The sequence below is a fragment of the Campylobacter sp. RM10537 genome (assembly GCF_022369435.1).
Lineage (GTDB): Bacteria > Campylobacterota > Campylobacteria > Campylobacterales > Campylobacteraceae > Campylobacter_D > Campylobacter_D molothri.
In genome coordinates this window covers 855,488-882,054 of sequence record NZ_CP059597.1, presented here as the reverse complement: position 1 = coordinate 882,054, position 26,567 = coordinate 855,488, and the positions used below count along the sequence as shown (strand labels likewise).

Genomic DNA, 26,567 nt, shown 5'->3' with positions numbered 1-26,567 from the left:
TTGAAAAATTTTATTTTATTAGTGTCTGGGCCTAGCGGAGCTGGCAAATCTACGCTTTTAAAAAAACTTTTTGAGGAATTTAAATCAGATTTATATTTTTCGATTTCATCTACAACTAGATCTCCAAGAGAAGGTGAAAAACACGGGGAACATTACTATTTTGCTAGCCATAAAGAATTTCAAGAGGATATAAAAAAGGGCTATTTCTTGGAATGGGCTAAGGTTCATGAAAATTTTTATGGGACTTCATTGCGATATACGCAAGATGCACTTAATCACGGAAAGATAGTTGTTCTTGATATAGATGTACAAGGATATAAAATAGCTAAAAAAAAGCTACAAGATAAAATTGTTTCTGTTTTTATCACAACAAAAGATAAAGAAGAATTAAAACAAAGACTTATTAAGCGAAATACTGATACAATAATACAACTAGAAAAAAGATTAGAGAATGCAAGTGATGAAATGAAAGAGCTTTGTGAGTATGATTATTTGATTATAAATGATAAACTTGATCAGAGCTATGAAGCATTACGAGCAATTTTAGTCGCCCATAGGTTAAGAACAAAAGGGCAAGATCTAGATCGAATTCAAAATATTTGGAATAAAGGAGAGTAAAATGGGTGGTTGGTCAAGTCCTAGTCATTGGTTAATTATTTTATTAATTGTTGTGTTGCTTTTTGGAGCTAAAAAAATTCCAGAACTTGCAAAAGGTTTAGGTAAAGGTATTAAGACTTTTAAAGATGAAATGAATAGCGATGATGAAACGGTTAAAAATACTCAAAAAATCGAAGAAAAACAAAATAAAGAAAACAATACAAGTATTGATGCAAATATAGACGAAACAAAAAAAGCTTAAGGTTTTTTCTTGAAAAGTATTATTTTTAACGAGATTAAAAAAGTTTTAGGATGTGATTTTATTCTTGAAAATCCTAAGGATAAAAATTTAGCGCATTTTGCTACTCCTTTAGCTTTTTCTTTAGCTAAAGAGTTAAAAAAATCTCCTATGATTATAGCTAATGATTTAGCACAAAAATTTCAAAATCATCATTGTTTTGAAAAAGTTGAAGCTATTAATGGTTATCTTAATTTTAGAATTTCAAAAAACTTTTTAAATGAACTTGCTAGTCAAGCTTTAAAAAATCCACACGAATTTGCTAAAGATAATGGTAAAACTCAAACTTTTTTACTTGAATACGTAAGTGCAAATCCTACAGGCCCTTTACATATAGGTCATGCAAGAGGAGCTATTTTTGGCGATACTTTAGCAAGAGTAGCAAAACATTTAGGTTATAAATTTGACACAGAGTATTATGTCAATGATGCGGGAAATCAAATTTATCTTCTTGGTCTTTCTGTTTTATTAAGTGTAAAAGAAAAAATTTTAAAAGAAGAAGTAGAATATCCAGAACAATACTATAAAGGCGATTATATCAGTGATTTAGCTAAAAAAGCTTATGAAGAATTTGGAAAAGACTTTTTCAAGGAAGAAAATATCCCTTCTTTATCAGATTGGGCAAAAGATAAAATGCTTATACTGATCAAACAAAATTTAGATCAAGCAAAAATTAAAATTGATAATTATGTAAGCGAAAAGTCTTATTACAATGCTTTAGATGCGACTTTAAAGGCATTAAAACAACATCAAGGTATTTATGAAAAAGAGGGAAAAATTTGGCTAGCTTCTTCTTTAAAAGGAGATGAAAAGGATCGTGTGATTATCCGTGAAGATGGTCGTGGAACTTATTTAGCTGCTGATATAGTATATCATAAGGATAAAATGAGTCGATCTTATGATAAATGCATCAATATTTGGGGAGCTGATCATCATGGATATATTCCTAGGATGAAAGCTGCAATGGATTATTTGGGTTTTAATCCAGATAATCTCGAAATTATTTTAGCGCAGATGGTTTCTTTGCTTAAGGATGGTGAACCTTATAAAATGAGCAAAAGAGCAGGAAATTTCATTTTAATGAGCGATGTTTTAAATGAAATTGGTGCAGATGCATTGCGTTATATATTTTTAAGTAAAAGATGCGATACTCATTTAGAATTTGATGTAAGCGATTTACAAAAGGAAGATAATTCTAATCCAGTTTTTTATATCAATTATGCCCATGCAAGAATACATCAAGTTTTTGCAAAGGCAGGTAAGAGTATTGCGGATGTAATTGAGGCTGATTTACAAAATTTAAATCAAGATGGAACTAATTTACTCTTTGAGGCTTTAAATTTAAAAGCTATTTTAAATGATGCTTTTGAGAGTCGATCTTTACAAAAGATTCCAGATTATCTAAAAAATCTAGCAGCAAGTTTTCATAAATTTTACAATGAAAATAAAGTAGTGGGTTCTGAAAATGAAAAGAGTTTGCTAAAATTATTTGCTTTAGTTGCTCTAAGCATAAGAACTGCTTTTGCCTTGATGGGAATTGAGGCAAAAAATAGAATGGATCATTAATCCATTCTAAAGATTAAGCAAAATTACAGCTAATATAGTTAAAAAAACGCCACAAATTCCTATTTTATTTAATTTTTCTTTATATAAGATCCATCCTCCAGCACAAGTTCCGATAATTCCTATAGCACCCCAAGTCGAATATGCGATACTTAAAGGCACATATTTTAAAGCAAAAGAGAGTAGAAAAAAAGCTAAGATGGCGCTAAAAATAGCAGCAATTCCCCAAAATTTATATTTAAAACCATTGGATTTTTTAAGTAATAAATTTGCAAGAATATCTAAAAATGCAGATAAGATGATAATTAAAAAATAAAATTTCACTCTCTAACTTCTCCGATATTAATCAAAATAATCCCTGCAATAGCACAAACAATACCTAAAATTTGAGTTAGAGTCAAAATTTCTTTAAAAATGATAAAAGAAACCAAAAGGATAAGAATTACGCCTAGCAATTCCCAAACTGCATACGCTATGCCAACTTGAATTTTTTTAATAGCTTTGCTTAGAAAAAAATAAGAAAAACCAATAAATACAGCCATAAAAAAATAGCCTAAAACTATGTTTTCCATTTTTAAAAAACTTGTACCCAACACTTCAAAAACAATAGCGCAAATTAAAAAAAACCAAGCTTTAAAAAGCTCTCTTTTTTCCATAAACACTCTATCCTTGTTAAAATTAAATGTTGAAATCATATCATTTAAAGCTTTAATCAGCCTTTTTATTTTATACTTTCAAGCGTAAAAATCTTTAAGAAAGTGAGAAACTATGGGACGAGCGTTCGAGTACCGAAGAGCTTCTAAAGAGGCTAGATGGGATAAGATGAGTAAGCTTTTTCCTAAGCTTGCTAAGGCTATACAAGTAGCAGCTAAAGAGGGTGGGCCTGATCCTGATATGAATCCAAAATTAAGAAGTGCTATAGCTACCGCTAAAGCTAATAATATGCCTAAAGATAATATTGATGCGGCAATTAAGCGTGCTAGTGGTAAAGATAGTGTGGATATAAAAAATATCCATTACGAAGGAAAAGCAGCGCATGGAGTTTTGGTTATAGTTGAATGCATGACAGATAATCCTACTAGAACCGTAGCTAATGTAAAAGCTATTTTTAGTAAAAATGGTGGAGAAATTTTGCAAAATGGATCCTTAGGTTTTATGTTCAATAGAAAAGCGGTTTTTCATCTTGAAAAATTTTCAGGAGATTTGGAAGAATTGGAACTTGATTTAATCGATGCTGGTCTTGAGGAATTAGAGCAAAATGAAGAAGAGTTAGTTATCAGCGGGGATTATACAGCATTTGGAGAATTAAGTTCAGCTATAGAGGCTAAGGGTTTAGTGCTTAAAAAAGCTGGGCTTGAATATATTGCTAATAATCCTTTGAATTTTAGCGAAGAACAACTCAATGATATAGAAAAACTTCTAGATAAGCTTGAAGAAGATGATGATGTTCAAGCTGTTTATACTAACATAGAATAAAGGAGGAAAAATGCTTAAACAAATCGATACCACTAATGCAGACAAATATAAATTTGCTTTAATTAAAACAGAAAAAGGCACAATGAAAGTTGAACTTTTTGCCGATGAGACTCCTCAAACGGTTTGTAATTTTGCTAATTTGGCTAATGAAGGATTTTACAAAGATTTAACTTTTCATAGAGTGATTCCAAATTTTGTTGTGCAAGGGGGCTGTCCTTATGGAAATGGTATAGGTGGGCCCGGATATGAAATTCCTTGCGAATGCGATGATCAACAGCATGAACATTTGCGTGGGACTTTATCAATGGCACATGCAGGAAGAGATACAGGTGGATCGCAATTTTTTATTTGTTTAAGTGCGCAACCTCATTTAAATGGAGTGCATACCATCTTTGGGCAAATTGATTTAAAAGATGAGCAAAGTTTGGAAGTACTTGACTCAATTCGCCAAGGTGATAAAATTTTAGATATTGAAATTCCTAGCGAAAAATGATTAATATAATCTAAATTAAAGCTTTTTATTCCTATAATAACTTCTTTACTTTAATGAAATATTTACAAGGAGTTATTATTATGAAAACTAAGTTTTCAATTATTTTGAGTGCTTGTATTTTTTCATCATCACTTTTTGCACAAACTGCAGATGATGAGATCACTAAGCTTCAAAAACAGCTTGCAAAAATTCAAGCTGAGTTAAAAGAAATCAGAAAAGAAAGAGAAGATCAAGCTAAGCAAAACAAAGAAGTTAAAGAAGAGCTTGCTGATCTTAGCGATAGAGCAGATGATAACGAATTTCAAGCTGCTTTAAGTAAAGTGAAATTCGGACTTGAATTCTCAAATGCACTTTCAAATACAAACTATAAGCTTCCTAGCACAACTTATCATGCTAACAATAAGTGGATGATGGAGCTTCACTTAAATATGAATGCAGACATCAATGATAAAACTAAATTCTATGGCCGTTTATCTATGGCTAAAAACTGGTCTCAAATGGGATGGAGTGGAACGCCTTATGACTTAGATGCAGGAAGAAACACTAGAACAAGTGGTCCTATCCTTTATGTAGATAGAGCTTATCTTGATTATTACATTACTCCTGAGTGGATTGCAACTATAGGAAGACAACCTGGAACAGATGGCCCTGGAACAAATCTTAGAAACAATGCTCTAAGACAATCAACCTATCCAGCTTTAGCAATCAACGCTTTAGGTGATGCTGCGGTTATTACTTATAAACCTGAAAGTTTGCAAGATTATAAAGTAGCTATCCGTGCTGCTTATGGTAAAACTTACCAATGGGATGAAGAAAGTGGTAAAGTAAGAGACTGGATGAGCGATCAACAAGATGCAGATGCAAATCTTTACTATGCAGCTGTAGAGGGAGAGCTTCCTTTAGGTAGCTTTGGAAATAACTTGATCATCTTTAACATAGCTCGTATGACTGATTTCTCTTTACCAATTGATCTTGGCGTACCTTTAAATACAATGATCGGTGGAGCAGGTGTTAAAAATTTAGGTGATGCAACTATTGCAAATATCCATTTTGAAAACTACAATACTTTTGGAACAGACTTTAACTGGTTTACATCTTTAGGTTATTACAACGGAAGTAATGCAAATACTTGGTGGCCAAGTGCAGCTAATAGACTAGCTAGTTCTTTAGCATTTAACGAAAAAGATGGTTATGCAGTGCATGTAGGTGGACGCTATGACTTTACAAGAGCTTTAAAAGTAGGTTATGAATTCTTCTGGGGTAGCAGATACTGGTATACTATGTCTCGCCCAAGCATCAATGATCCACTTAATATAAGAATGACTAGAGGTATAGCAAATGATGTTTATGTGATTTATCAACTTGATAGATATCAATTCTTACGCTTAAGTTACACCAATATCCAAAATAAATGGGGAAATCGTGGTTTACCTCTTGGTGGAGCTAAGAAAGAAAAATCAAGAGCTGATAATGTTATGTTAATGTATAATGTGAAATTTTAAGGAGTAAGTGATATGAAAAAATTACTTTTTTTAGGTTTATTGCCTATCATTGCTTTAGCTGATTGTGCTAGCTTAATGGCAAAATACGAAGCTCCAGAACCAGAATCAAAAACAATGAAGCAAATTGAACGCTGGGTGAATAAAAAAGTTAAAGATCCTAAAGATGCTTCAATTTTGAAAGAGTGTATGGTTGCTCGTGCGGCTGATAATCCAAATCAAGTTTCAGTTGCAGGTAAATAATAAAAGCGGTTTAAAACCGCTTTTATACTTCTTTTAATTTCTTCAATTCTTTTTTCATTTTTTATATTCTTTGTTTTAAAATTTTGTTATAATAAATCAAATTTCAATTATAAAGAATTATAAATGCAAAAACCTGATATACAAAGTTTGACTAATTTTCTTATTATCTATACAAAGACTTTATTGGGTTCTGGGACTTATACATCTAGGGTGGCTAAATGTGTAGGAAGAATCGCTAAAGTTTATGGCTATGAGATCAATATTAATTTCTTTTTTCACCATATTACTTTAAATATCGTAGATAGAAGCGATAAATCCAAGCATAGAACTTATGTAATCCCTAATCATCATGCTTATATTAATTTTAAGATTATTTTAGATTTGAGTGCTTTAAGCTGGGCGATTTATGATCATAGATATGATCTTGAAAAAGCAAAGGCGATTTTTGATCAAATCATCTGCCAAGAAAAGCGTTCTTTTTTAAAGACTCTTTTTTTAGTTTCTATTGCAAATTCGGCTTTTTGTAGGCTCTTTGGTGGTGACTTTGGTTCGGGTGTTTTGGTATTTTTTGGAACTTTTTTAGGTTTGATTTTAAGATTTTTTTTGACAAAGTTTAAAATAGATTTGAGAATTCAATATATTATTTGTTCTTTTATCTCTTCAGGTTTTGTTTTTTTAGGGCTTGATATGGGATATACAAATACATCCGATGTGGCTTTAGGTTCTAGCATTTTATATCTTATCCCTGGTGTGTTTTTTATTAACTCGGTTATAGATATACTTAAAGATCATATTTTAATGGGAGTGAGTCGTATTATTAGTGTTGGGATTTTGATTTGTTGTATAGCACTTGGAATTTATATGACGCTTAGTTTAACTGATTTTGGAATTTTAAGATGATAGAATTTGTTTTAAAAGATATGTTTTTTGCGGCTTTGGCTGGTTTTGGTTTTGCTTATGCTTGCAACCCTCCTTTTAAAACCTTGATAGCTTCAGCTTTTTTAGCAGCTATTGCCCATGGTCTTCGTTTTGTTTTGGTGCAATATTTTCACTTTCAAACCTTAGCAATAGCAACCTTTATAGCCTCTTTTTGTATAGGTTGTTTGGGTATAGTTTTAGCAAAAAAGATAAAAACTCCAGCTGAAATCATAGCCTTTCCAGCACTTATACCGATGATACCTGGGATTTATGCTTATAAGGCAATTTTATATTTGATCTCTTTTATACGCAGTGAAGATATTCAAGCTAAAACTAATTTTTTGGTGCATTTTTTTGATTATTTTTTAACTACAGTTTCTGTAACTCTAGCTTTAGCTATAGGAGTAAGTATCACTTTGCTTATATTCTTTGAGCAAAGTTTTATGATGACAAGACATATAAGAAGACATTAATTTTTATTTTTTTATCTTTTTGTTAATTTAATATCTTACAATAAAAATAAAAAAAGGAAAAAAATGCAAAAGTATTTATCGCATAAACCTTTAGCAAAAAAATGCCATTCTCATCATGATCACTCTCATCATGAACATCATCACGATCATAATCATTCAGATGCGCGTAATATAGATAAGAAAATTTTAAAAATATCTCTTATTATGACTTTTTTGATGATGCTTGTGCAATTTGTGTATTCTATACTTTCAAATTCTTTAGCATTATTAAGCGATACTTTGCATATGTTTTCTGATGTTTTTGCTTTAGCTCTTAGCTTTTTTGCGATTATTGCTATAGAAAAATTTAAAGATGAACAAAAAACATTTGGTTATTTTAGATTAGAAATTTTAGTTGCTTTTATCAATGCTTTGACTATTATTTTATCTGCGATTTTTATTATTTATGAAAGTATAGAAAAATTATTTTATCCAGTAAATATAGATGCAAAAACTATGATTGTTGTTGCTGTTTTGGGATTTTTAGTCAATGCTTTTAACGCTTTTTTAATGTTTAAAGGTGCAAGTTTAGATAATGTCAATATGAAATCTGCTTTTTTACATATGATGAGCGATTTGCTAGGCTCTTTGGTGGTGATTGTAGGCGGAATCGTTGTTTATTTTACTCAAATTGTTTATATTGATACGATTTTAGCTTTGATTTTATCTCTTTTGCTTTTAAGATGGGCGATTAAGCTATTAAGAAAAAGTATTAATATTTTGCTAGAAACTTCACCTGTAGATGTCAAAAGTGTTGAAGAAGTGATTTTAAAACATCATCAAGTGAGCAAAATTTTGGATTTGCATATAGTAGAGATTACAAATAAAATGTTTGTAGCAACTTTGCATATCGAAGTTAATATTAAAGAATTATATGAATTTGAAAAACTCTATCAAGAGCTTTCAAATGAACTCTTAGAACATTTTAATATAGGACATATTACAATACAACCAAGTATTACAAAAAAGGAAGAATGATGAAATTTAAAGTTAATAATGTCAATTGTATCAATTGTGTAAATTTAATCAAAAAATCTTTAGAAAATGAATATGGAACAATAGAAGTGGATTTAGAAAATAAAATTTTAAGTGTTGATTTAAAGGAAGAAAAATTAGAAGATTTTAAAAATGAATTTGAAGAATTGGGATTTGAAATAGTAGGTCGCATATAAATGCAAGAATTTCGTGTAAAAATAGGGAAGATGACTTGTGTTAATTGCTCCAATGCTATTGAACGTGCTTGTAAAAAGATTGATGGTGTTGAAGAAGCAAGTGTTTCTTATATAAATTCAAGTGGTATTTTTCTCATCCAAGAAGATGAAAAACGTAAAGAAATTTTAACAAAAATAAAAAATTTAGGCTTTGAAATTTTAGAAGATGAGCAAAGCCTAGAAGAATATAAAATCAAAAAACATATTGAACTTAGAAAAAATTTACTTTTAAGTATAGTTTTAAGTGTTTTTGTGATGTATTTTGAAATGTTTGATCAAAGTTTTTTTTCACAAAATATGCAAATGTTTTTAAGCTTTTTTGGAATTTTTTACTGTGGAAGAGATTTTTTTTCTCATGCTTTTTTGGGATTGAAAAATAAAAATTTAGATATGAATACCCTTGTTGTTTTAGGGGTAATGAGTGCTTTTGTGTATTCTTGTTTGATTTATTTTAGAATTTTTAATGAAGAGCATTTGTATTTTAGTGGCGCTATGATGATTATCTCTTTTGTGCTTTTAGGAAAATATCTTGAAAATAAAATCAAATTTAAAGCTGAAAATTATCAAAAAAAACTTGAAAATATTGATACAAAAAAGGCAAGAATTTTACTTGAAAATAATGAAATTAAAGAAATCTCAAGTGCTTTTGTTAAAGCTGGAGATATTATTTTGGTAAAAGAAGGTGAAAGTATTGTTGCTGATGGGGTGATTTTAAGCGGAAATGCTGAAGTAGATATGAGCTTTTTAAATGGAGAATTTTTTCCTATATTGAAAAAAGAAAATGATGAAGTGCAAGCGGGTGGTATTGTTTTAAATGGTATGTTAAAAATTAAAGCAAGTAAAAAAGCAATGGATAGCACTTTAGAGCAAATTAAAAATTTAGTTTTTTATGCAGGAAATATAAAAACCCCATTAGCAACTTTAGCAGATAAAATTTCTAAATATTTTGTAGCAGGTATTATCATTTTGGCTTTGTGTGTATTTTTATTTTGGCTTTTTAAAGCAAATTTAAATATAGCTTTTTTGCACGCTTGTGCTGTGCTTTTAATCTCTTGCCCTTGTGCCTTAGGGCTCGCAACTCCAATTGCTTTGGTGGTAGCTAGTTCAAATGCGGCTAAAAATTTTATTTTACTTAAAAATCCTGCAGCTTTAGAAAAGCTTAGCCAAATTAAACTTGCTTATTTTGATAAAACAGGAACTTTGACTAAAGAAGAATTAAAAATTATTAAGCACAATTTAAATCAGGACGATTTTAAAAAGCTTTGTGAGATTGAAAGCTTAAGTTCTCATCCTATTGCAAAAAGTTTGAGTAAAAATATTCATCCTAATTTAAAAGGCGAAGGTGAAATTGTTTTTGGCGCAGGTATTGTCTATAAAGAAGATAATGATACATATTTTATAGGAAGTAGATATTTTTTAGATAGCAAAGGTATTAATACTAAAGAATGCGATCAATTTTTTAATCAATTTAAAAATTTGGGAAGTATTAAGGTGTATTTTGCAAAAAATTTTCATTGTCTAGGTGGAGTTTTGCTCGATAGCACTTTAAAACAAGGTGCAAAAGAACTCATTGCGGGATTAAAAAAACAAGGAATTAAAAGTATCATTTTAAGTGGAGATAATCAAGAAAGTGTTGAAAAAGTAGCTAAAGAGCTAGATATTAGTGATTTTTATGCACAATTAAAACCAGAAGAAAAATTTCAAATTATTAAAAATTCCAAAGAAGCTCTGTTTATAGGAGATGGCTTAAATGATGCAGCAGGATTATCTTTAGCAAGTGTGAGCATGAGTTTTTCAAAGGCAAATGAATTAGCTAAAAAAACAGGGGATTTTATCTTGATTAAAGAAAATTTGGAAAATATTTTATATTGCTTTTCTCTTTCTAAAAAAACAAGAAAAATAATTAAATTAAATCTTTTTTGGGCTTTTATTTATAACACGCTTTGTATTCCTATTGCGGCTGGTTTTATACCTTTTGTAACTTTAAGCCCACACTTCGCAGCTTTAGCTATGTGCTTTAGTTCTATAACGGTTGTACTTAATTCTTTGAGGTTAAAAAATATTTAATTATTCTTGAATTTGAGGCTCTCCAAAACAATCTTTCAAAGCCTCTTTAACATCTTCTTCAGGATTAAATTTTTTAGCTCCTTGTTTGAGTTCTTTAAAAGATGAATTAAGATCTAGTTTAGAATTTGAAAGAGAGCTAGGCTCTTGAGTTATTGATTGGAGTTTGCTTTCATCAATAGCAATTTCTTTTTGGACAGCAATTTTTGCATTTTCTCCTAATTTATCTTTTAAAAGCTCTTGTATGAGCTTAAAGCCTTTATTAAGTTGAGTGCGATTTTCTCCTGTAGCATTGGAGCTTATTGTTAAAATTTTATTTTCATAACTAATAAATTGTGTATTTTTCTCAAAACATTTTCCAAGCTCATAATCTCTATCATATATTGCATCCAAAAGCATCTCATAAGCATTTTGCGTTTTTGGTTTTTCTTGAATTTTTTGATCTAAAATAGGCGTGGTTTTTGGTACAGTATTTTCAATAGTTTTTCTTTGCTTGATTTCATTGATTTGTGTATCAATTTCTTTAAGATAACTTGCCTCCATCATCATAAAAGCCATCACGCAAAGTGTAAAACCATCATCATCACAAATCATATTTTTAGCACGAGCTAAAATGCGGAAAAATCTTTCATAAATTAAAGTTGAAAATTCAGTACTCTTAGCAAAAAAACTTTCTTTGAGGTAAAATAGCATTTCATCAATAACGCTAGAAGCTTCGTATTCTTTAAGTTCATCTAAGAAATCAAAAACCTTTTCTTTATCTTTAGTCAAAATAGCATGATAAAATTCTTTAATTTTATTTGGATCTAAAAAACCTAACATATCAGTGATTTTAAGAGTACTAATATCATTTTGACAAAAAATAATAGCCTGATCAAGTAGGGTCAGCGTATCTCTTAAAGATCCATTACCACTTCTTGCAATAAATTTTAAAGCTTCTTCCTCAAAACGAACATTTTCTTTAATAAGAATTTCTTTGAGATGGTTTTGAATTTCACTTTGCGGGATTTGTTTAAAGCGAAAATGTTGAGTTCTGGATAAAACTGTAGCTGGAAGTTTTAAAGGATCTGTCGTTGCAAGTATGAATTTTACATAGCTTGGTGGTTCTTCTAAGGTTTTTAAAAGTGCATTTGCAGCCTGAGGGGTAAGCATATGCACTTCATCGATAATGAAAATTTTAAAACGAGCCATAGAAGGAGCATATTTAGTTTGCTCGATCAAAGCTTGTATATCTTCAAGACCTCGATTACTCGCTGCATCCATTTCTATGATATCAATATGTTTTCCTTCTAAAGCCGCGATACATTGCTTACAAGTTCCACAAGGAGTGTCACTAGGTCCTTGATCGCAAACTAGGGCACGAGAAAAAATTCTAGCACTAGAGGTTTTTCCGCTACCTCTTAAACCTGAAAAAAGATAAGCATGGGCTAAGCGGTTGTTATTAAGTGCGTATTTTAAGCTAGTGCTAACAGTTTTTTGCCCTATAAGCTCATCAAAAGTTTTTGGTCTGTATTTAACGGCTAGTGCTTGAAGCATTTTTATCACTCATTCATTATAGATAAAAGTTCGACATTATCTTTAGTTTTTAGCATTTTTGAATATAAAAATTTAAGAGCTTCAATATCATCCATTTGAGAAATAGCAGAGCGTATAGCCCAAATTTTTTGAAGTTCTGCAACACCTTGTAAAAGTTCTTCTTTTCTAGTGCCTGATTTGATAATATTGATCGCAGGATAAATTCTCCTATCAGAGATATTTCTATCAAGAACGATTTCGCTATTTCCTGTTCCTTTAAATTCTTCAAAAATTACATCATCCATTCTTGAGCCAGTATCAATTAAAGCAGTAGCTATAATGGTTAAAGATCCACCATTTTCTATATTTCTAGCGGCACCAAAAAAGCGTTTTGGCTTATGGAGTGCATTTGCATCTACACCACCACTTAAAACTTTTCCGCTACTAGGGGTTGCTGTATTATAAGCTCTAGCAAGTCTTGTGATACTATCAAGTAAAATGATAACATCTTTGCCCGTTTCAACCATTCTTTTTGCCTTTTCTATAACAAGTTCTGCAACGCGAACATGATTATAAGCAGGTAAATCAAAAGTAGAACTAAAAACCTCACCTTTAACGCAACGTTGCATATCGGTTACTTCTTCTGGTCTTTCATCAACTAAAAGAACAATTAAATGCATTTCTGGATGATTTCTAGCAATTGCAGCTGCTAATTCTTTCATGAGTTCTGTTTTACCTGTTCTAGGCGGTGCTACTATAAGCCCACGTTGTCCTTTTCCTATAGGGGTAAAAAGATCTAAAACGCGTCCTGTTAATTTCATAGGATCGTATTCTAGTTTGATTTTTTCAGTAGGAAAAATCGGGGTTAAATTGTCAAATAATGGCCTTTCTTTAGCTTCTTGTAAAGGCATATAATTAATCGCTTCAATTTTTAAAAGCGCATAATATTTTTCTTGATCTTTAGGTTCTCTAACTTGCCCTGTGACGATATCTCCTACACGTAATGCAAATTTACGAATTTGGGAATTAGAAACATAAGCGTCATTAACGCTATCGCTTAAATTAGAATCCATACCTCTTAAAAAGCCATAGCCCTCACTTGAAATTTCTAAAATTCCTGTAAAGAGTATAAATCCGCCTTTTTTAGTTTGTGCTTTTAAAATTTCAAAAATAAGTTCTTGACGACGAAATTCGCGTGGATTTTCTATTTCACATTCATTTGCAATTTTGACTAAATTTTCTAAGTCAAGTAATTTTAAATCTTCTATTTTATAACCCTCAACTGGAATATGGGTTCTTTGATGTTGTTTTTTTTCTTTTTCCATAAGCCCTCGCAAGAAATTATGCAGTCATTTGCAGTAGTAAATTAAAATTGTGATTTTAATAAAAAAATATACTTTTTGTCAAATAATTTGCATATATTTGTTTATAATTATAAAAAAATATTTTTTAAAGATTAATTATGAAATGTGAACATTGTAGATTAAGTTATCAAAAATCCCAAATGATTATTTATAAAGATAAATTTTTTTGCTGTAAGGGATGTGAAAGCGTTTGGAAAATCCTGCATGAAACAGGCTTGGATGAATTTTATGAAAGGTTAGGAGATCGATCTTTAAAACCTGTAAATTTAGAATTTTCAAATAAAAACTATGATGAATTTATCACTCAAACCAAAGAAGGTTTTAGTGAAATTTATCTTATGATTCATGGTATTGAGTGTGCAGCCTGTATATGGTTAAATGAAAAAATTTTAATTAAACAACAAGGAATTTTAGAACTAGATATCAATCATTTAAGTCATAAAGCAAGAATAGTTTTTGATAAGGAAAGTATTTCCTTAAGTCAAATTTTGAATTTAATCGAAAGCATAGGTTATAAAGCAAGTGCGTATAATCCTGTTAAAAGTTCTAAAAAAGCTGATTTAATGAAAAGAGAGTTTTATTCTAAACTCGTAGTAGGCATTGCTTGTGTGATGAATATTATGTGGATTGCTGTAGCAAAATACGCTGGTTTTTTTAGCGGTATGGATAGAGATATAAAAGATATTTTGAATTTTTTTGAATTTATTCTTTGTTCTCCTGTGCTTTTTTACACTGGATCTAATTTTTATAAAAGCGCTTTAAAATCTTTAAAATTTAAAAGCCTCAATATGGATACTTTGGTAATTAGCGGAGCTACTTTAGCGTATAGCTATTCTTTATGGGCTATGTTTACAAGATCTTCTGAAGTTTATTTTGACTCGGTTGCGATGATTATTTGTTTTGTATTTATAGGAAAATATCTTGAAATGTTTAGTAAAAAACGTGCTTTAGATACTATAGATGGACTAAATGATTTTTTACAAAATGAAGTTATGGTTTTTAATGGAAGGGATTTTGCGCCTAAAGAAGTGCAAAAAGTCTGCATAGGAGATAAAATTTTACTTAAAAGTGGAGATAAAATTTTAATTGATGGGATTTGTAAAAAGGGTGAAGCGAGTATAGATACTTCATCTTTAAGTGGAGAAAATGAGCCTTGCTTAGTTAAACAAGGAGATATAGTTAATTCTGCTTGTATTGTTTTAGATGGGAGTATTGAGTATGAAGCGAGTAAAGTTTATAGTGATTCTAAATTAAGTCAAATTATAAAGCTTTTAGAGTTTGCAAGTATGAAAAAAGCAAAACTTGAAAGTTTAGTTTCTCAAATTTCTTCTTATTTTTCTCGTGTAGTTTTAAGTTTTGCTTTAATATGTTTTTTAATATGGTTTTTTTATTATAAAGCTGGAATTGAAATTTCTTTGATCAATGCAATTTCCGTTTTAATTATAGCTTGCCCTTGTGCTTTAGCTTTAGCTACTCCAGTTAGCAATCTTGTGGCGCTTGGTAGAGCATTAAAAAAAGCAATTTTATTTAAGAGTTCAAGTGTGGTCGAGGATCTTTCAAAATGCAATATGGTTGTATTTGATAAAACAGGGGTTTTAACTAAGCCTAATTTAGAAGTAAAACATTTTTTCTTGCATGAAAAGTTGAATATCGATGAATTTTATACTTTTGTTTCACTTTCAAATCATCCAATTTCAAAAAGTGTTGCACAATTTTTAAGTAAAAACAAAAATGCTAAACGTTTAAATTTAAATTTTCAAGAAGTAAGCAATATACAAGCAAAAGGTATTAAGGCTATATTAAATGATAAAGTTTTTTTAGGTGGAAATTTAAAATTTTTGCAAGAAAATAATATAATTTTTAATCAAGAATTTAATAATTCTCATTTTGTTTTTGCTAGCGATGATGAAGTTTTAGCTTATTTTGAATTCTCGAGTGTTTTAAGGGATGGAGCTAAAAATTTAATCACCTATCTTAAATCTACAAAAACTCAAATTATGATTTTAAGTGGTGATAATCAAAAAGCAGTTGAAAAAATCGCTAATGAACTTGAAATTTGTGATTTTAAAGCTGCTTGTTTGCCTGAAGAAAAAATGCAAATTGTGGAAAAATTAAGTCAAAATAAAAAAGTTTTATTTGTAGGAGATGGTATAAATGATGCTTTGGCATTAAAATATGCCGCTGTTTCTGTAAGTTTGCGTGAAGGAAGTGATTTGGCAATTGAAAATAGTGATATTTTGCTTTTAAAAAATGATCTAAATTCTTTAAAAAATGCTATACAAATTTCAAAAAATACTTACAAAATCATCAAGCAAAATTTATTCCTTTCTTTATTTTACAATGCTTGTACTATACCTCTAGCTTTTTTAGGACTTATTAATCCTTTAGTTGCAGCAATTTCTATGTCTTTTAGTAGTATAATGGTGGTTTTAAATGCTTTAAGGATAAAAAATGAATAGTGTAATTACAATGATGATAAGTGTTTCCATCCTTGGTTTTTGTGTGATTTTGGCTATCTTGCTTTGGGGGATAAAAACTAAACAATTTGATGATGATTATAAATTTGTTACTTTAAATGATGATGAAGAATCATTACGCGATGCTATAGAACTTGAAAATCGTAAAAAGAGAGCTTTAAAGGATAAGAGAGATTAAGCTTTCATTGACAAAATGAAAGCTTTGGAATTATTTTAAAGTTTCAATATATTTATCAACAGCTTCTAAATCAGCTTCGCTTAAGCTGTTTAATTGAACTTTCATAATAGCACCTTGGCCAAATTTGTTTCTTGTGCCTGCTTTATATTCTTTAAGTGCTTGTGCTCTTTCTTCAAAACTTAAAGTTTTAAGAGCTGGAACTTTATTTAAATAAACTTTATCTGCTTTTGCACCGTGGCATACCGCACATTTTTTAAATATAGTTGCACCATCAGCAGCAAAAGCTGAAACACCGATACATGCTAATACAGAGATTACTAACATTTTTTTCATTGACACTTCTCCTTGAATTTAATTTAATGTCAAAACTATTATATATCTTATATTTTTATAATCTCCTTAATAAATTTAAAATTAAATATATTCAATATTTGTTTTTATTTTTTGAAATAAATTTTTATTTTAAAAGCTGATATTTTTTTAAAATATATTATAATATTTTTTATGAAAAAAGCATTGTTTTTAGATAGAGATGGTGTAATAAATATTGACAAAAAATATGTCTATAAAATCGAAGATTTTGAATTTTGTGAAGGCATTTTTGATTTGTGTCGTTATTTTTTAAAAAGGGATTATTTGCTTTTTATTGTTACCAATCAATCAGGTATTGCAAGAGGGTATTACAGCGAAGAAGATTTTTTTAGACTTTGTGATTTTTTTTTGAAAGAATTTGAAAAAGAAAAAATTCATTTTTCTAAAATTTATCATTGCTCTCATTTGCAAAATTGTGATTGTAGAAAACCTAAACCTGGTATGCTTTTAAAGGCTAAAAAAGAATTTGATATTGATATGGAAAACTCTATATTTATAGGAGATAATTTAAGCGATATGCAAGCGGGTTTAAATGCAAATATTAATACTTTGATTTTAATTAATCAAGAAAAAAAAGAAGAAAGTTATTTCAAACAATTTAAAAATTTAAAAGAAGTTTTAAACTTTTTTGAGAAAGGAAAAAATAAATGAAAATAGCAATTACAGGTGGAGCAGGTTTTATAGGATCTGGACTTGCTTTAAAATTGCAAAAAGATCATGAAATTTTAATCATTGATAAAATGTCAAGTAACGAAATTTTAGATAATGGTAATTTAGAGTGTTTTGGGCATTTTAAAAATTTGCTTGATTTTGAAGATGAGCTTTATGTTGGAGATATCAAAGATGAAAAAACTTTACAAAAGATAAGAAAATTTAAACCTGATGTGATTTTTCATAAAGCAGCTATTTCAGATACAACAGTTTATAATCAAAATAAGATTTTAACAACAAATTTAAATACTTTTAAAGATTTTATAGAATTAAGCATAGATATTAATGCAAAATTAATTTATGCAAGTTCAGCTTCAGTTTATGGCAATCAACCAAGCCCACAAAAAGTCGGGGTTGAAGATCCTAAAAATCCCTATGCATTTTCAAAACTTATGATGGATAAAATTGCAAGAAAATACTATGATAAAGCTCATATTGTTGGACTTAGATATTTTAATGTGTATGGAAAAGGTGAATTTTATAAAAACAAAACCGCATCAATGGTAGTGCAATTTGCTCATCAAATTTTAGCAGGAAAAAATCCTCGTTTATTTGAAAAGAGTGATCAAATTTATAGAGATTTTGTGTATATTAAAGATGCTATTGATGCAAATTTAGTTGCACTTGATTCTAAATGCGGAGTTTATAACGTAGGTAGTGGCGTAGCAAGGACTTTTCAAGATATAGTTGATATTTTACAAAAAGAGCTGGGTACAAATTTACCTTGTGAGTATATCCCAAATCCTTATATTAAAGCCTATCAATTTCATACTCAAGCTGAGCTTTCTAAAGATTGGGCTTATCAGCCAAAATTTAGTCTTGAAATGGGAATTAAAGATTATTTAGATGAAATTAAACGTCTTTTTGAAAAGGAAGTTAATGCTTGAATTTCTAAGTCAGCAAAAACCAAAAATTCTTATTATAGGTGATTTTATGGTGGATAATTATACTTGGTGTGATTGTTCGCGTATTAGCCCTGAAGCTCCTGTTTTAGTAGCAAAAACTTCAAGACAAGATCAAAGACTTGGAGGAGCTGCAAATGTTTATGCAAATTTAAAAAGCTTAGGAGCGGATGTTTTTGCATTGGGAGTAATAGGAGATGATAAAAATAGTGAGTTTTTAAAAGCAAATTTAAAGGGTGAGTTTTTGATACAAAATGGACGTAAAACTCCATTTAAAAATCGTATCATGGCACATAATCAGCAAGTATTAAGACTTGATGAGGAAGATACAAGTGATATAATTTTAGAAGAAGAGCTTATCGCTTTATTTTGTAAATATATTAAAGATTTTCAAGTGGTAGTTTTAAGTGATTATGCTAAAGGAGTTTTAACTCCTAAGGTATGTAAAGCATTGATACAGAAAGCTAATGAATTTAATATTCCTATTTTGATTGATCCAAAAGGAAGTGATTTTAGTAAATATAGTGGTGCAACTTTACTCACTCCAAATAAAAAAGAGGCTTTAGAAGCATTGAAATTTGAAAATTTGGACGGAGAAAATTTAGAAAAAGGCATTAAAAAATTAAAAGATGATTTTAATTTAGAGTATTCCATGATCACTCTTTCAGAGGCAGGAATTGCTGTTTATGATCAAAAATTACACATTGCACCAGCTAAGGCTTTGGAAGTGTATGATGTTACCGGAGCAGGGGATAGCGTGATCGCGGTTTTAGCTTTTTGCTTGGCAAATAAAGTAGATATTTTTAAAGCTTGTGAAATTGCTAATGAAGCAGCAGCAGTTGTTGTAAGCAAAGTAGGTAGTGTGAGCGTGAGTTTTGATGAGATAAAAAGTCTTAAAAGAAGTGATTTTGAAAAAAAGATTGTTAGTCAAAATGAACTTATGAAAATTTTAAGCGATAAAAATAAAAAAGTTGTTTTTACTAATGGTTGTTTTGATATAGTGCATTTTGGTCATATACAATATCTTCAAAAAGCAAAAAAATTAGGTGATGTGCTAATAGTGGGATTAAATTCTGATGAAAGTGTGCGTCGCTTAAAAGGAAATGAAAGGCCTATAAATTCTGAATTTCAAAGAGCTTGTATGTTAGCAGCTTTTTATTTTGTAGATTATATTGTGATCTTTGATGAGGATACGCCCTTAAAATTGATCACAGCTTTAAAGCCCGATATTTTGGTTAAGGGTGCTGATTATGAAGGTAAGGAAGTTGTAGGGGCTGATCTTGTTTCAAAAGTTGAGTTGATCAAATTTGAAGAGGGTTTTAGTACAAGTAAAATTATAGAAAAAATTAGGAAGCAAAATGATTAATCTTATAGAAAAAGAATGGCAAGAGCATCAAGAAGTATTAAAAGCTAGTGAAATTCTTAAAGGTCAGATCGCAAAAGTAGGTGAGCTAATATGCCAATGCTTAAAAGAAAATGGCAAAATACTTATTTGTGGCAATGGTGGAAGTGCTGCAGATTCTCAGCATTTTGCTGCTGAACTTAGCGGTCGCTATAAAAAAGAACGTAAAGCTTTAGCGGGCATAGCTTTAACCACTGATACTTCAGCTTTAAGTGCGATAGGGAATGATTACGGATTTGAGTTTATATTTTCAAGACAGCTTGAGGCTTTAGCAAGAGAAAAAGATATCTTAGTAGGAATATCAACAAGCGGCAATAGCCCTAATGTTTTAGAGGCTTTTAAAAAAGCAAAAGAATTTAAAATGCTTTGTATAGGATTAAGTGGAAAAAGTGGGGGTAAGATGAATGAAATTTGTGATTACAATCTTGTTGTACCAAGCAATGATACAGCAAGAATTCAAGAAATGCATATTTTAATCATTCATGCACTTTGTCAAATAGTCGATGAGAATTTTTGATGAAAGTTTTTATTATCAATCTAGAGCGCTCCAAAGATAGAAAGGAGCATATACAAAAACAAATTCAAAAGCTTTTTGAAAAAAATTCTAGTTTAAAAAATAAGCTAGAATTTATTTTTTTTAAAGCAGTTAATGCAAAAAACAATGAACATTTAGAATTTAAACAACATTTTCCTTGGTGGGGTTCTTGGGTACTAGGTAGAGAGCTTAGTGATGGTGAAAAAGCTTGTTTTGCTAGTCATTATAAATTATGGCAAGAATGCGTTAGACTGAATGAACCTATAATAGTACTAGAAGATGATGTGGAATTTAGTGATGAATTTTTAAATAATGGAGAAGAATATATAGATGAGTTATTGAAGAGTAAATATGAATACATAAGACTTTGTTATTTGTTTAATAAAAGATTGTATTTTTTGAGCGAGAGTTGGATAGGAGAAGGGTATTATTTGAGTTTTGAAAAACTTGCTGGAACTCAAGGTTATGTATTAAAACCCAATGCTGCAAAAAAATTTATATCAAAAGCACAATTTATTTATATGCCCGTTGATGATTATATGGATAAATTTTATAAACATAAAGTTTTAAATATTATTAAAAAGCCTTTATTGCTAAAACATAGTTTGGAATTGCAAAGCAATATTTCTCAACTTGGGCGTTATGGTCGAAAAATAAAAATTTATAGAAAAATTATCAGAGAAATTTTCAGATTTTACTCAAGTATTTTAAGGTTATTATCTATTATATATATAAAAAATCGATTAAAGCTTAAGTAAATTTTTTAGCCTTTTCCATTACCATTTCAGGTTTTAAATCTTTCATGCATTTATGATGTTTTAAAGGGCAAATTTTTTGCATACAAGGCATACAGTCTAGATTTAAATGCACTAATTTTGCATTAGGATTTTTCCAAGGTGAAGTTTGAGTAAATTTAGTAGGACCAAAGATTGCTATGGTTTTTATCTTATAAGCAGCTGCTATATGCATAGGTCCACTATCATTTGTTATAAAAAGATCACAAAGGGCTATATTTTGACATAAATTTTGAATGCTTGTTTTATTGCAAAGATTTTTAGCCTTAATGTTTGAATTTTTTAAAAGCTTTTCAATTTCATCGCAAAGAATTTGCTCCCCATGTCCAGCACCAAAAATTAAAATTTCATGGCTTTTTGAAAATTCTTTTGCCACTTCGGCAAAATAACTCGCATCCCAACGTTTAGCACTTCCAAAGGTAGCCCCTGGATTGATCCCTAGAATTTTTTTACCATTTTTGAGTGTTAGAGGATGTGTAAATCTTCTTTTAATCGGAAGTTGTAATTCTTTGGAATGAATTTTAAAATTTAAAGCATTTTCAATGAAATAAAGATATTTTAAAACTTGATGCTCTTCTTTAAATTTGCGTTTATTGAAAAAATATCTTTTTTTTGCTCTTAATATATTTAAAATGATTTTAGAAGACAAAGATGATCTAAAAGAGATCGCAAGGTCTATTTTAAATTCTTTACGCAATTTCAAAGCTTGTTTATAACGTTTTTTTCTATCTTCTATGATAGTTTTAGAATGAGAAAAATTTTTAAAAAGCTGAGTAGAAGCAAAAGAACCATAAAGGATAAACTCAGCATCTTTAAAATATTTTTTTATACCATATAAAGCCGCTGAAGCCATTACAGCATCGCCTAGCCAAGTGGGAAGATGGATAAAAATTTTCATGAAAACCTTAAAATTTTAGATAAAATTTTTTATAATTTTAACAAAAAATTAGGAAAATTATGCCAAAAATCAGTCTTATTATCCCTATGTATAATGTTCAAAATTTGCTTTCAAGAACCTTACAAAGTTGCACAAATCAGACTTTTAAAGATATAGAAATCATAATTATTGATGATAAAAGCGAAGATGAAAGCTTAAATATAGCCTTGGAATTTGCTAAAAAAGACCAAAGAATAAAAATTTTTAAAAATGATAAGAATTTAGGCACCTTTGCAAGTAGAAATTTGGGAGTTTTAAGATCAAGTGCTGATTTTGTGATGTTTTTAGATGCGGATGATTTTTTGCCTTTAAGAGCTTGTGAAATAGCTATTTGTAGCATGAAACCTGAGTTGGATTTGCTTTGTTTTGATGCTTTTGTTCATAGAGTAAAAACTAAGCAATTTTATCGTTTTAAAAAAGATGAAATTTTTACTCAAGAACAATTTTTAGAATTTTTAATCAAGCAAAGACATTTTTGCTGGTCGGTTTGGGCAAAGGTTTTTAAAAAAGATCTAATTCTTAAAATTTTTGAAAAAATTGATATTTTTGAAAAACTTTGTTATGGTGAGGATGTACTTTTTTGTTATATTTATTTTATGTTTTGTAAAAAAATAGCTATTTTTAAAGAATGCCTTTATTATTATGAATTTAATGAGAATGGTAGGTATGAAAACAAAAATAAAGAAATTTTATGGCAAAATTATCAAGATAAAAAAAGAAGCTTAGAGATTTTGAAATCAATTAAAAATGATTTTTGGGAATTTAATAAAAAGTTTTTTTTGATTTTAGAAAAAGAAATTAAAAGTTTAGAGGGAAGATTGTAAAATAGTATTTGCTTTTTTCAAATCTTTAGTACTGTCTATATCTAGACTTGATTTTTCATCCATAATATAATAAGTTGTTTTTTCTTGAAAAAAAGTCGGATTTTTTAAAAATAAATCAGTTTTTATAATATAAATTGCACCATTACTCATATAAGTTTTTGGTAATTTTTGTCTAGGCATAAAAGGGTATTTATCATTGCATATACCTTGCAAATAGCCTTTTTTATCCACTATAAAAGCTTTTAAAATTTTATTATCATATTCTGTAACGCTAATCAGTGCATTTGATTGTTCTTCTTGAAATTTTAAAAAGGCTTCATCAATGTGTTTATAGGTTCTAAAAGGAGAGGTAGGTTGTAAAAAAATAATATTTTCATAATATTTATAAAATTTTAGGGTATGTAAAATAACTTTATCACTAGTTGTATCATCTTGTGCTAATTCAATCGGTCTTTTTAAGGTATCAATATCTTGAGTTTTTCCATATTCTAAAATTTCATCTCCATCGCTATTTAAAACAATTTTGTCGATGAAATGGGAATTTTTAGCGGCATATATGGTGTAATAAAGCAGGGGTTTATTGTTTAAAGGTACTAAATTTTTATTTTTTATTCCTTTTGATCCAGATCGAGCTGGAATGATTGCTAAATTCATATTATATCCATAAATTTCTTTTGTTTGCTAACTTTAAAGAGTTTTTCATCTTTTAAAAGCTTAAAAAATTCTTCCGAGCTTTTTAAAGCTTTGATCTCATGTTTTTTATTTTTAGGGTTGAAAGGTTTTTTAATGAGTTTTAAAATTTCTTTTTCATTAGCTTGTGTTTTTAAAACATCCTTTATGTTTGTTCTTGCATCTTGTCTTGATCCAACTAAAATTCCATTGATACCAAGATATAAAGCTTCTTTTAAAATGCAACTTGAATTTCCGATGATAAAATCAGCATGTTTTAATAAAATAATAAAATATTCAAATCTTAATGAGGGAAAAATTTTAAAGCGTTTTAAATTTTTTAATTTTTCATAAGATTGCATAATAGATTCAAAGCCTAAATCATTATTTGGATAAATAACGATATAATTTTTTTTACTTTTTATCAAAGCATTTACAAATTCTTCACTTTGTTCTTTCATAGAGTTAAATTCTGTTGTAACAGGGTGAAAAATAACTATAGCGTATTTTTCATAGTCAATATTGTAATATTTTTTTACTTCTTTTATATCAATATAATTAGCGTTAAGTAATTCCAAATCTGGAGAACCTATGATAAAAATAGAATTTTTATCTTCTCCCATTTGCACGAGTCTTTTTTTTGCAGTTTCATCATTGACTAAATGTATATGTGCAAGTTTGCTTATAGCATGTCTTAGACTTTCATCTATAGTTCCTGATAATTCCCCACCTTCTATATGTGCCACTAAAATATTATTTAAACTTCCAACTATAGCAGCCGCTAAGGGTTCGATTCTATCACCATGAACAATGATTAAATCAGGTTCAATTTCATGTATAAATTTTGAAAAACCGTCAATAGTAGCTGATAGGGCTTGATCCATTTGATAATATTTGTCATGATTTATAAATTTATGGATATTTTTAAAACCACATTTTTCTATTTCTTTAACAGTCAATCCAAATTTTTTGCTCATATGCATACCAGTAGCAAATATAAATAATTCAAATTCATTAGAATTTTCTATTTTAAGCATTAAAGATTTTATCTTAGAAAAATCAGCTCTTGTGCCACTTACAAAGACTATTTTTTTCATTCAAAATCATCCCAAGTAAGTTGCGTATCGATTTTAATATCTTTTTTTGTTTTTCTACCTAAAATATTTTCAAACTCAGCTGCAGCAATTCCACCAATACCAGGACGTTTAACCCAGATATTTTCTTTGCTAAGTATTTGTCCTTTTTTGATTTCTTTTATGCTTACTATACTTGCAAAAGCAAAGTTGATAGTTACTTGCTCTTCTTTTAAAGCATTTTTATTGTTAACCCCTCTTAAAAGAGTCATTTGCTCACTTTGAACAATAAGTTCTTTTAAAGCTTTCTCATCCATTGAGCATACTATATCAGGACCTTCTCTATCCATTTTATCTGTAAAATGTCTTTCTAAAACACTAGCTCCTAAGGCAACAGCACCTAAACAAGCAAGATTACTCGTTGTGTGATCGCTCAATCCATAAAGACAATTAAATTCTTTGTAAAGTTCAAGCATGGCTTGCAATCTTACTAAATGCATAGGAGTTGGATATAAATTGGTTGTATGAAGTAAAACAAAAGGAATTTCAAAATCTCTCAAAATTTTTACTGTAGGTTTTATGCTTTCTATGCTATTCATTCCTGTGCTTATGATCATTGGTTTTTTAAATTGTGCTATGTGTTTGATCAAGGGATAATTATTACATTCTCCAGAACCTATTTTATAGGCAAGTACTCCCATATCTTCTAAGCGATTAGCAGCTGCACGAGAAAAAGGAGTGCTAAGATAAGTTAAATTTAAGCTTTCTGTATATTCTTTTAAAGCTAATTCATCTTTATAATCAAGAGCACATTTTTTCATAATTTCATAAATGCTGATTTTTGCATTTCCTGGGATAACTTTTTTTGCAGCTTCACTCATCTCATCTTCAACGATATGCGTTTGATGCTTAATAATCTTGGCACCTGCTCTTTTGGCTGCATCGACCATAAGTTTTGCAAGCTCTAAACTTCCATTATGATTGATACCTATTTCAGGAATGATTAAAGGAGAATTTTGAGATATGGTTAGGTTATTGATCTTTATTTGCATGTTTTTCCTTGCATATAGTGTTTTATATCACTTGGAAGTCTAAAAAAATCTTTAAATAATTTATAATAAATATTTTGTTTTAGCTTAGGTTTAGGTTTTTTTGAATATATTGTTTCTCTATGTATAGAATCAGGACATAGAATATCGCTTATATAATTATTTGGCTTATTCTCTATTGAAAAATGATTGCCGTTTATAGGTGCTAAATCTATGTATTTTGCCAAGGTGCTATTTTCATTTAATGAGTAAAAATGAGCTCCGTATTTTTCTTTTAAAAAAGCTAAAGTTTGTAAATCAAATTCTTTAGAATGAAATTCAGATACTGAATTTTGATTTTTAAATTTAGGTAATAATTTTAACAAATTATTTTTTTTATGTTCAAAAGCATAAGAATTATCTTCATAAAAATCAATCCCACTTAAATAAATATTTTTATACCCTAAGGAAATAGCTATTGCGCACATGTAAATTCCAGAAGTTATTCTTTTGTTTTCATAAATTTCGTTATATAACATAAAAGCTAAAAAATCTTTTATGTTATATAATAACTCATGCCCTAATATACAATCGCAAAAATAATTTGGAAACAATTTTATAAATTTTTTATCATCTATAAGAGGCAAATTAAATGTTGAACATACAATATTTTCTATATTATATTCGTTGTTTTCTATCAGTTTTTTAGCGGTGTAATATTGTTCGAAAAATACAAAGGAATTAAAAAAAGTATATTTGATATTTTTACCAAGATAGTATTTGTTTTCAAAGTAAAATTGATTACATCTAAAAACATCATATTCTTTTGGAAGTCTTTTGTAATCTATTTCTTTTAAGCTAGGACCATTGCCGCAAATTACGGCATTACCCCCCCCCATGTATCATCCTTAT

At 29.2% G+C, this 26,567-nt stretch carries 29 protein-coding genes and 1 pseudogene; 20 read left to right on the top strand and 10 right to left on the bottom strand.

Translation table 11 applies throughout. The annotated features are described in order from the left end of the window. The 3 genes from gmk to argS are packed head-to-tail and all read left to right on the top strand — an operon-like array spanning position 1 to position 2,461. Positions 1–618: a guanylate kinase gene (gene gmk, locus CMOL_RS04430; protein ID WP_239819879.1), complete on the top strand. Its 618-nt coding sequence runs from the start codon at positions 1–3 to the stop codon at positions 616–618. Between the two features lies 1 nt (position 619). Beyond that, on the top strand, positions 620–859 hold the full coding sequence (locus tag CMOL_RS04425; protein WP_200280986.1) for a Sec-independent protein translocase subunit TatA/TatB: 240 nt from the start codon (positions 620–622) through the stop codon (positions 857–859). 9 nt (positions 860–868) lie between these two features. Further along, on the top strand, positions 869–2,461 hold the full coding sequence (argS, locus tag CMOL_RS04420) for an arginine--tRNA ligase (protein WP_239819878.1): 1,593 nt from the start codon (positions 869–871) through the stop codon (positions 2,459–2,461). Between the two features lie 6 nt (positions 2,462–2,467). Here the strand turns inward: argS and CMOL_RS04415 are convergent, their stop codons facing one another. Together CMOL_RS04415 and CMOL_RS04410 are read right to left on the bottom strand one after the other, a co-directional pair. Further along, positions 2,468–2,782, bottom strand: a complete 315-nt coding sequence (locus CMOL_RS04415) for a DMT family transporter (protein WP_337203359.1) — start codon at positions 2,780–2,782, stop codon at positions 2,468–2,470. Then, positions 2,779–3,114: a DMT family transporter gene (locus CMOL_RS04410; RefSeq protein ID WP_374260355.1), complete on the bottom strand. Its 336-nt coding sequence runs from the start codon at positions 3,112–3,114 to the stop codon at positions 2,779–2,781. The genes CMOL_RS04415 and CMOL_RS04410 overlap by 4 nt, the downstream gene beginning before the upstream one ends. A gap of 112 nt (positions 3,115–3,226) precedes the next feature. Here CMOL_RS04410 and CMOL_RS04405 point away from each other — a divergent pair, with 112 nt between their 5' ends. From CMOL_RS04405 to CMOL_RS04365, 9 genes are all read left to right on the top strand, one after another. Further along, a complete protein-coding gene (locus CMOL_RS04405) occupies positions 3,227–3,934 on the top strand; it encodes a YebC/PmpR family DNA-binding transcriptional regulator (protein ID WP_200280994.1) in 708 nt (235 codons plus the stop codon). Between the two features lie 10 nt (positions 3,935–3,944). Next, entirely contained in the window at positions 3,945–4,427 is a 483-nt protein-coding gene (locus CMOL_RS04400) for a peptidylprolyl isomerase (RefSeq protein ID WP_239819877.1), read from the top strand. Between the two features lie 80 nt (positions 4,428–4,507). Further along, positions 4,508–5,929, top strand: a complete 1,422-nt coding sequence (gene omp50 / locus CMOL_RS04395; protein ID WP_239819876.1) for an outer membrane tyrosine kinase — start codon at positions 4,508–4,510, stop codon at positions 5,927–5,929. 12 nt (positions 5,930–5,941) lie between these two features. Beyond that, positions 5,942–6,169 carry a hypothetical protein gene (locus CMOL_RS04390; protein ID WP_200281000.1) on the top strand — a complete coding sequence of 76 codons (228 nt, stop codon included), beginning with the start codon at positions 5,942–5,944 and terminating at the stop codon, positions 6,167–6,169. A 123-nt stretch (positions 6,170–6,292) separates the two neighbouring features. Beyond that, on the top strand, positions 6,293–7,069 hold the full coding sequence (locus tag CMOL_RS04385; RefSeq protein WP_200281002.1) for a threonine/serine exporter family protein: 777 nt from the start codon (positions 6,293–6,295) through the stop codon (positions 7,067–7,069). Continuing rightward, positions 7,066–7,560 (top strand): threonine/serine exporter family protein, encoded by a 495-nt coding sequence (locus CMOL_RS04380; RefSeq protein WP_239819875.1) that lies wholly within the window; start codon positions 7,066–7,068, stop codon positions 7,558–7,560. Before CMOL_RS04385 ends, CMOL_RS04380 begins: the two co-directional genes overlap by 4 nt. Before the next feature lie 63 nt (positions 7,561–7,623). After that, complete coding sequence (locus CMOL_RS04375) at positions 7,624–8,577, top strand: cation diffusion facilitator family transporter (protein ID WP_200281007.1); 954 nt, start codon at positions 7,624–7,626, stop codon at positions 8,575–8,577. Next, positions 8,577–8,771, top strand: coding sequence for a cation transporter (locus tag CMOL_RS04370; RefSeq protein WP_200281010.1), 195 nt, complete (start codon positions 8,577–8,579; stop codon positions 8,769–8,771). The genes CMOL_RS04375 and CMOL_RS04370 overlap by 1 nt, the downstream gene beginning before the upstream one ends. Further along, entirely contained in the window at positions 8,772–10,877 is a 2,106-nt protein-coding gene (locus CMOL_RS04365; RefSeq protein WP_239819874.1) for a heavy metal translocating P-type ATPase, read from the top strand. It abuts the gene before it with no gap. Here the strand turns inward: CMOL_RS04365 and CMOL_RS04360 are convergent, their stop codons facing one another. Both CMOL_RS04360 and rho read right to left on the bottom strand, forming a co-directional pair. Then, on the bottom strand, positions 10,878–12,410 hold the full coding sequence (locus CMOL_RS04360) for a DNA polymerase III subunit gamma/tau (RefSeq protein ID WP_239819873.1): 1,533 nt from the start codon (positions 12,408–12,410) through the stop codon (positions 10,878–10,880). 5 nt (positions 12,411–12,415) lie between these two features. Beyond that, positions 12,416–13,714 carry a transcription termination factor Rho gene (rho, locus tag CMOL_RS04355; RefSeq protein WP_200281019.1) on the bottom strand — a complete coding sequence of 433 codons (1,299 nt, stop codon included), beginning with the start codon at positions 13,712–13,714 and terminating at the stop codon, positions 12,416–12,418. Positions 13,715–13,851: 137 nt separating this feature from the next. Here rho and CMOL_RS04350 point away from each other — a divergent pair, with 137 nt between their 5' ends. Both CMOL_RS04350 and CMOL_RS04345 read left to right on the top strand, forming a co-directional pair. Further along, complete coding sequence (locus CMOL_RS04350) at positions 13,852–16,212, top strand: heavy metal translocating P-type ATPase (RefSeq protein WP_239819872.1); 2,361 nt, start codon at positions 13,852–13,854, stop codon at positions 16,210–16,212. Beyond that, on the top strand, positions 16,205–16,408 hold the full coding sequence (locus CMOL_RS04345; protein ID WP_239819871.1) for a cbb3-type cytochrome oxidase assembly protein: 204 nt from the start codon (positions 16,205–16,207) through the stop codon (positions 16,406–16,408). The genes CMOL_RS04350 and CMOL_RS04345 overlap by 8 nt, the downstream gene beginning before the upstream one ends. 30 nt (positions 16,409–16,438) lie before the next feature. On the opposite strand, the gene CMOL_RS04340 is transcribed toward CMOL_RS04345, so the two are convergent. After that, positions 16,439–16,741: a c-type cytochrome gene (locus tag CMOL_RS04340; RefSeq protein ID WP_239819870.1), complete on the bottom strand. Its 303-nt coding sequence runs from the start codon at positions 16,739–16,741 to the stop codon at positions 16,439–16,441. 152 nt (positions 16,742–16,893) lie between these two features. On the opposite strand from CMOL_RS04340, the pseudogene CMOL_RS04335 reads away from it, so the two are divergent. From CMOL_RS04335 to CMOL_RS04315, 5 genes and pseudogenes are all read left to right on the top strand, one after another. Continuing rightward, positions 16,894–17,431: pseudogene (locus CMOL_RS04335) on the top strand (D-glycero-alpha-D-manno-heptose-1,7-bisphosphate 7-phosphatase). After that, positions 17,428–18,378: an ADP-glyceromanno-heptose 6-epimerase gene (gene rfaD / locus CMOL_RS04330; RefSeq protein WP_239819868.1), complete on the top strand. Its 951-nt coding sequence runs from the start codon at positions 17,428–17,430 to the stop codon at positions 18,376–18,378. The pseudogene CMOL_RS04335 and the gene rfaD overlap by 4 nt, the downstream one beginning before the upstream one ends. Next, on the top strand, positions 18,371–19,759 hold the full coding sequence (rfaE1, locus tag CMOL_RS04325) for a D-glycero-beta-D-manno-heptose-7-phosphate kinase (protein ID WP_239819867.1): 1,389 nt from the start codon (positions 18,371–18,373) through the stop codon (positions 19,757–19,759). The genes rfaD and rfaE1 overlap by 8 nt, the downstream gene beginning before the upstream one ends. Further along, positions 19,752–20,312, top strand: a complete 561-nt coding sequence (gmhA, locus tag CMOL_RS04320; protein ID WP_239819866.1) for a D-sedoheptulose 7-phosphate isomerase — start codon at positions 19,752–19,754, stop codon at positions 20,310–20,312. Before rfaE1 ends, gmhA begins: the two co-directional genes overlap by 8 nt. Continuing rightward, a complete protein-coding gene (locus CMOL_RS04315) occupies positions 20,312–21,088 on the top strand; it encodes a glycosyltransferase family 25 protein (RefSeq protein WP_239819865.1) in 777 nt (258 codons plus the stop codon). Before gmhA ends, CMOL_RS04315 begins: the two co-directional genes overlap by 1 nt. Here CMOL_RS04315 and waaF read toward each other — a convergent pair. After that, complete coding sequence (gene waaF / locus CMOL_RS04310) at positions 21,081–22,022, bottom strand: lipopolysaccharide heptosyltransferase II (RefSeq protein WP_239819864.1); 942 nt, start codon at positions 22,020–22,022, stop codon at positions 21,081–21,083. The genes CMOL_RS04315 and waaF overlap by 8 nt on opposite strands. 59 nt (positions 22,023–22,081) lie before the next feature. Between waaF and CMOL_RS04305 the strand changes: the two genes are divergently transcribed. Beyond that, positions 22,082–22,885: a glycosyltransferase family 2 protein gene (locus tag CMOL_RS04305; RefSeq protein WP_239819863.1), complete on the top strand. Its 804-nt coding sequence runs from the start codon at positions 22,082–22,084 to the stop codon at positions 22,883–22,885. On the opposite strand, the gene CMOL_RS04300 is transcribed toward CMOL_RS04305, so the two are convergent. Genes CMOL_RS04300 through CMOL_RS04285 form a run of 4 tightly spaced genes read right to left on the bottom strand, consistent with a single transcriptional unit; the run spans position 22,868 to position 26,554 of the window. Then, a complete protein-coding gene (locus tag CMOL_RS04300; protein WP_239819862.1) occupies positions 22,868–23,539 on the bottom strand; it encodes an acylneuraminate cytidylyltransferase family protein in 672 nt (223 codons plus the stop codon). The genes CMOL_RS04305 and CMOL_RS04300 overlap by 18 nt on opposite strands. Continuing rightward, on the bottom strand, positions 23,536–24,651 hold the full coding sequence (gene neuC / locus CMOL_RS04295) for a UDP-N-acetylglucosamine 2-epimerase (protein ID WP_239819861.1): 1,116 nt from the start codon (positions 24,649–24,651) through the stop codon (positions 23,536–23,538). The genes CMOL_RS04300 and neuC overlap by 4 nt, the downstream gene beginning before the upstream one ends. After that, entirely contained in the window at positions 24,648–25,679 is a 1,032-nt protein-coding gene (locus tag CMOL_RS04290; protein ID WP_239819860.1) for an N-acetylneuraminate synthase family protein, read from the bottom strand. Before CMOL_RS04290 ends, neuC begins: the two co-directional genes overlap by 4 nt. Then, on the bottom strand, positions 25,670–26,554 hold the full coding sequence (locus CMOL_RS04285) for an alpha-2,3-sialyltransferase (RefSeq protein ID WP_239819859.1): 885 nt from the start codon (positions 26,552–26,554) through the stop codon (positions 25,670–25,672). Before CMOL_RS04285 ends, CMOL_RS04290 begins: the two co-directional genes overlap by 10 nt. Positions 26,555–26,567: the final 13 nt, after the last annotated feature.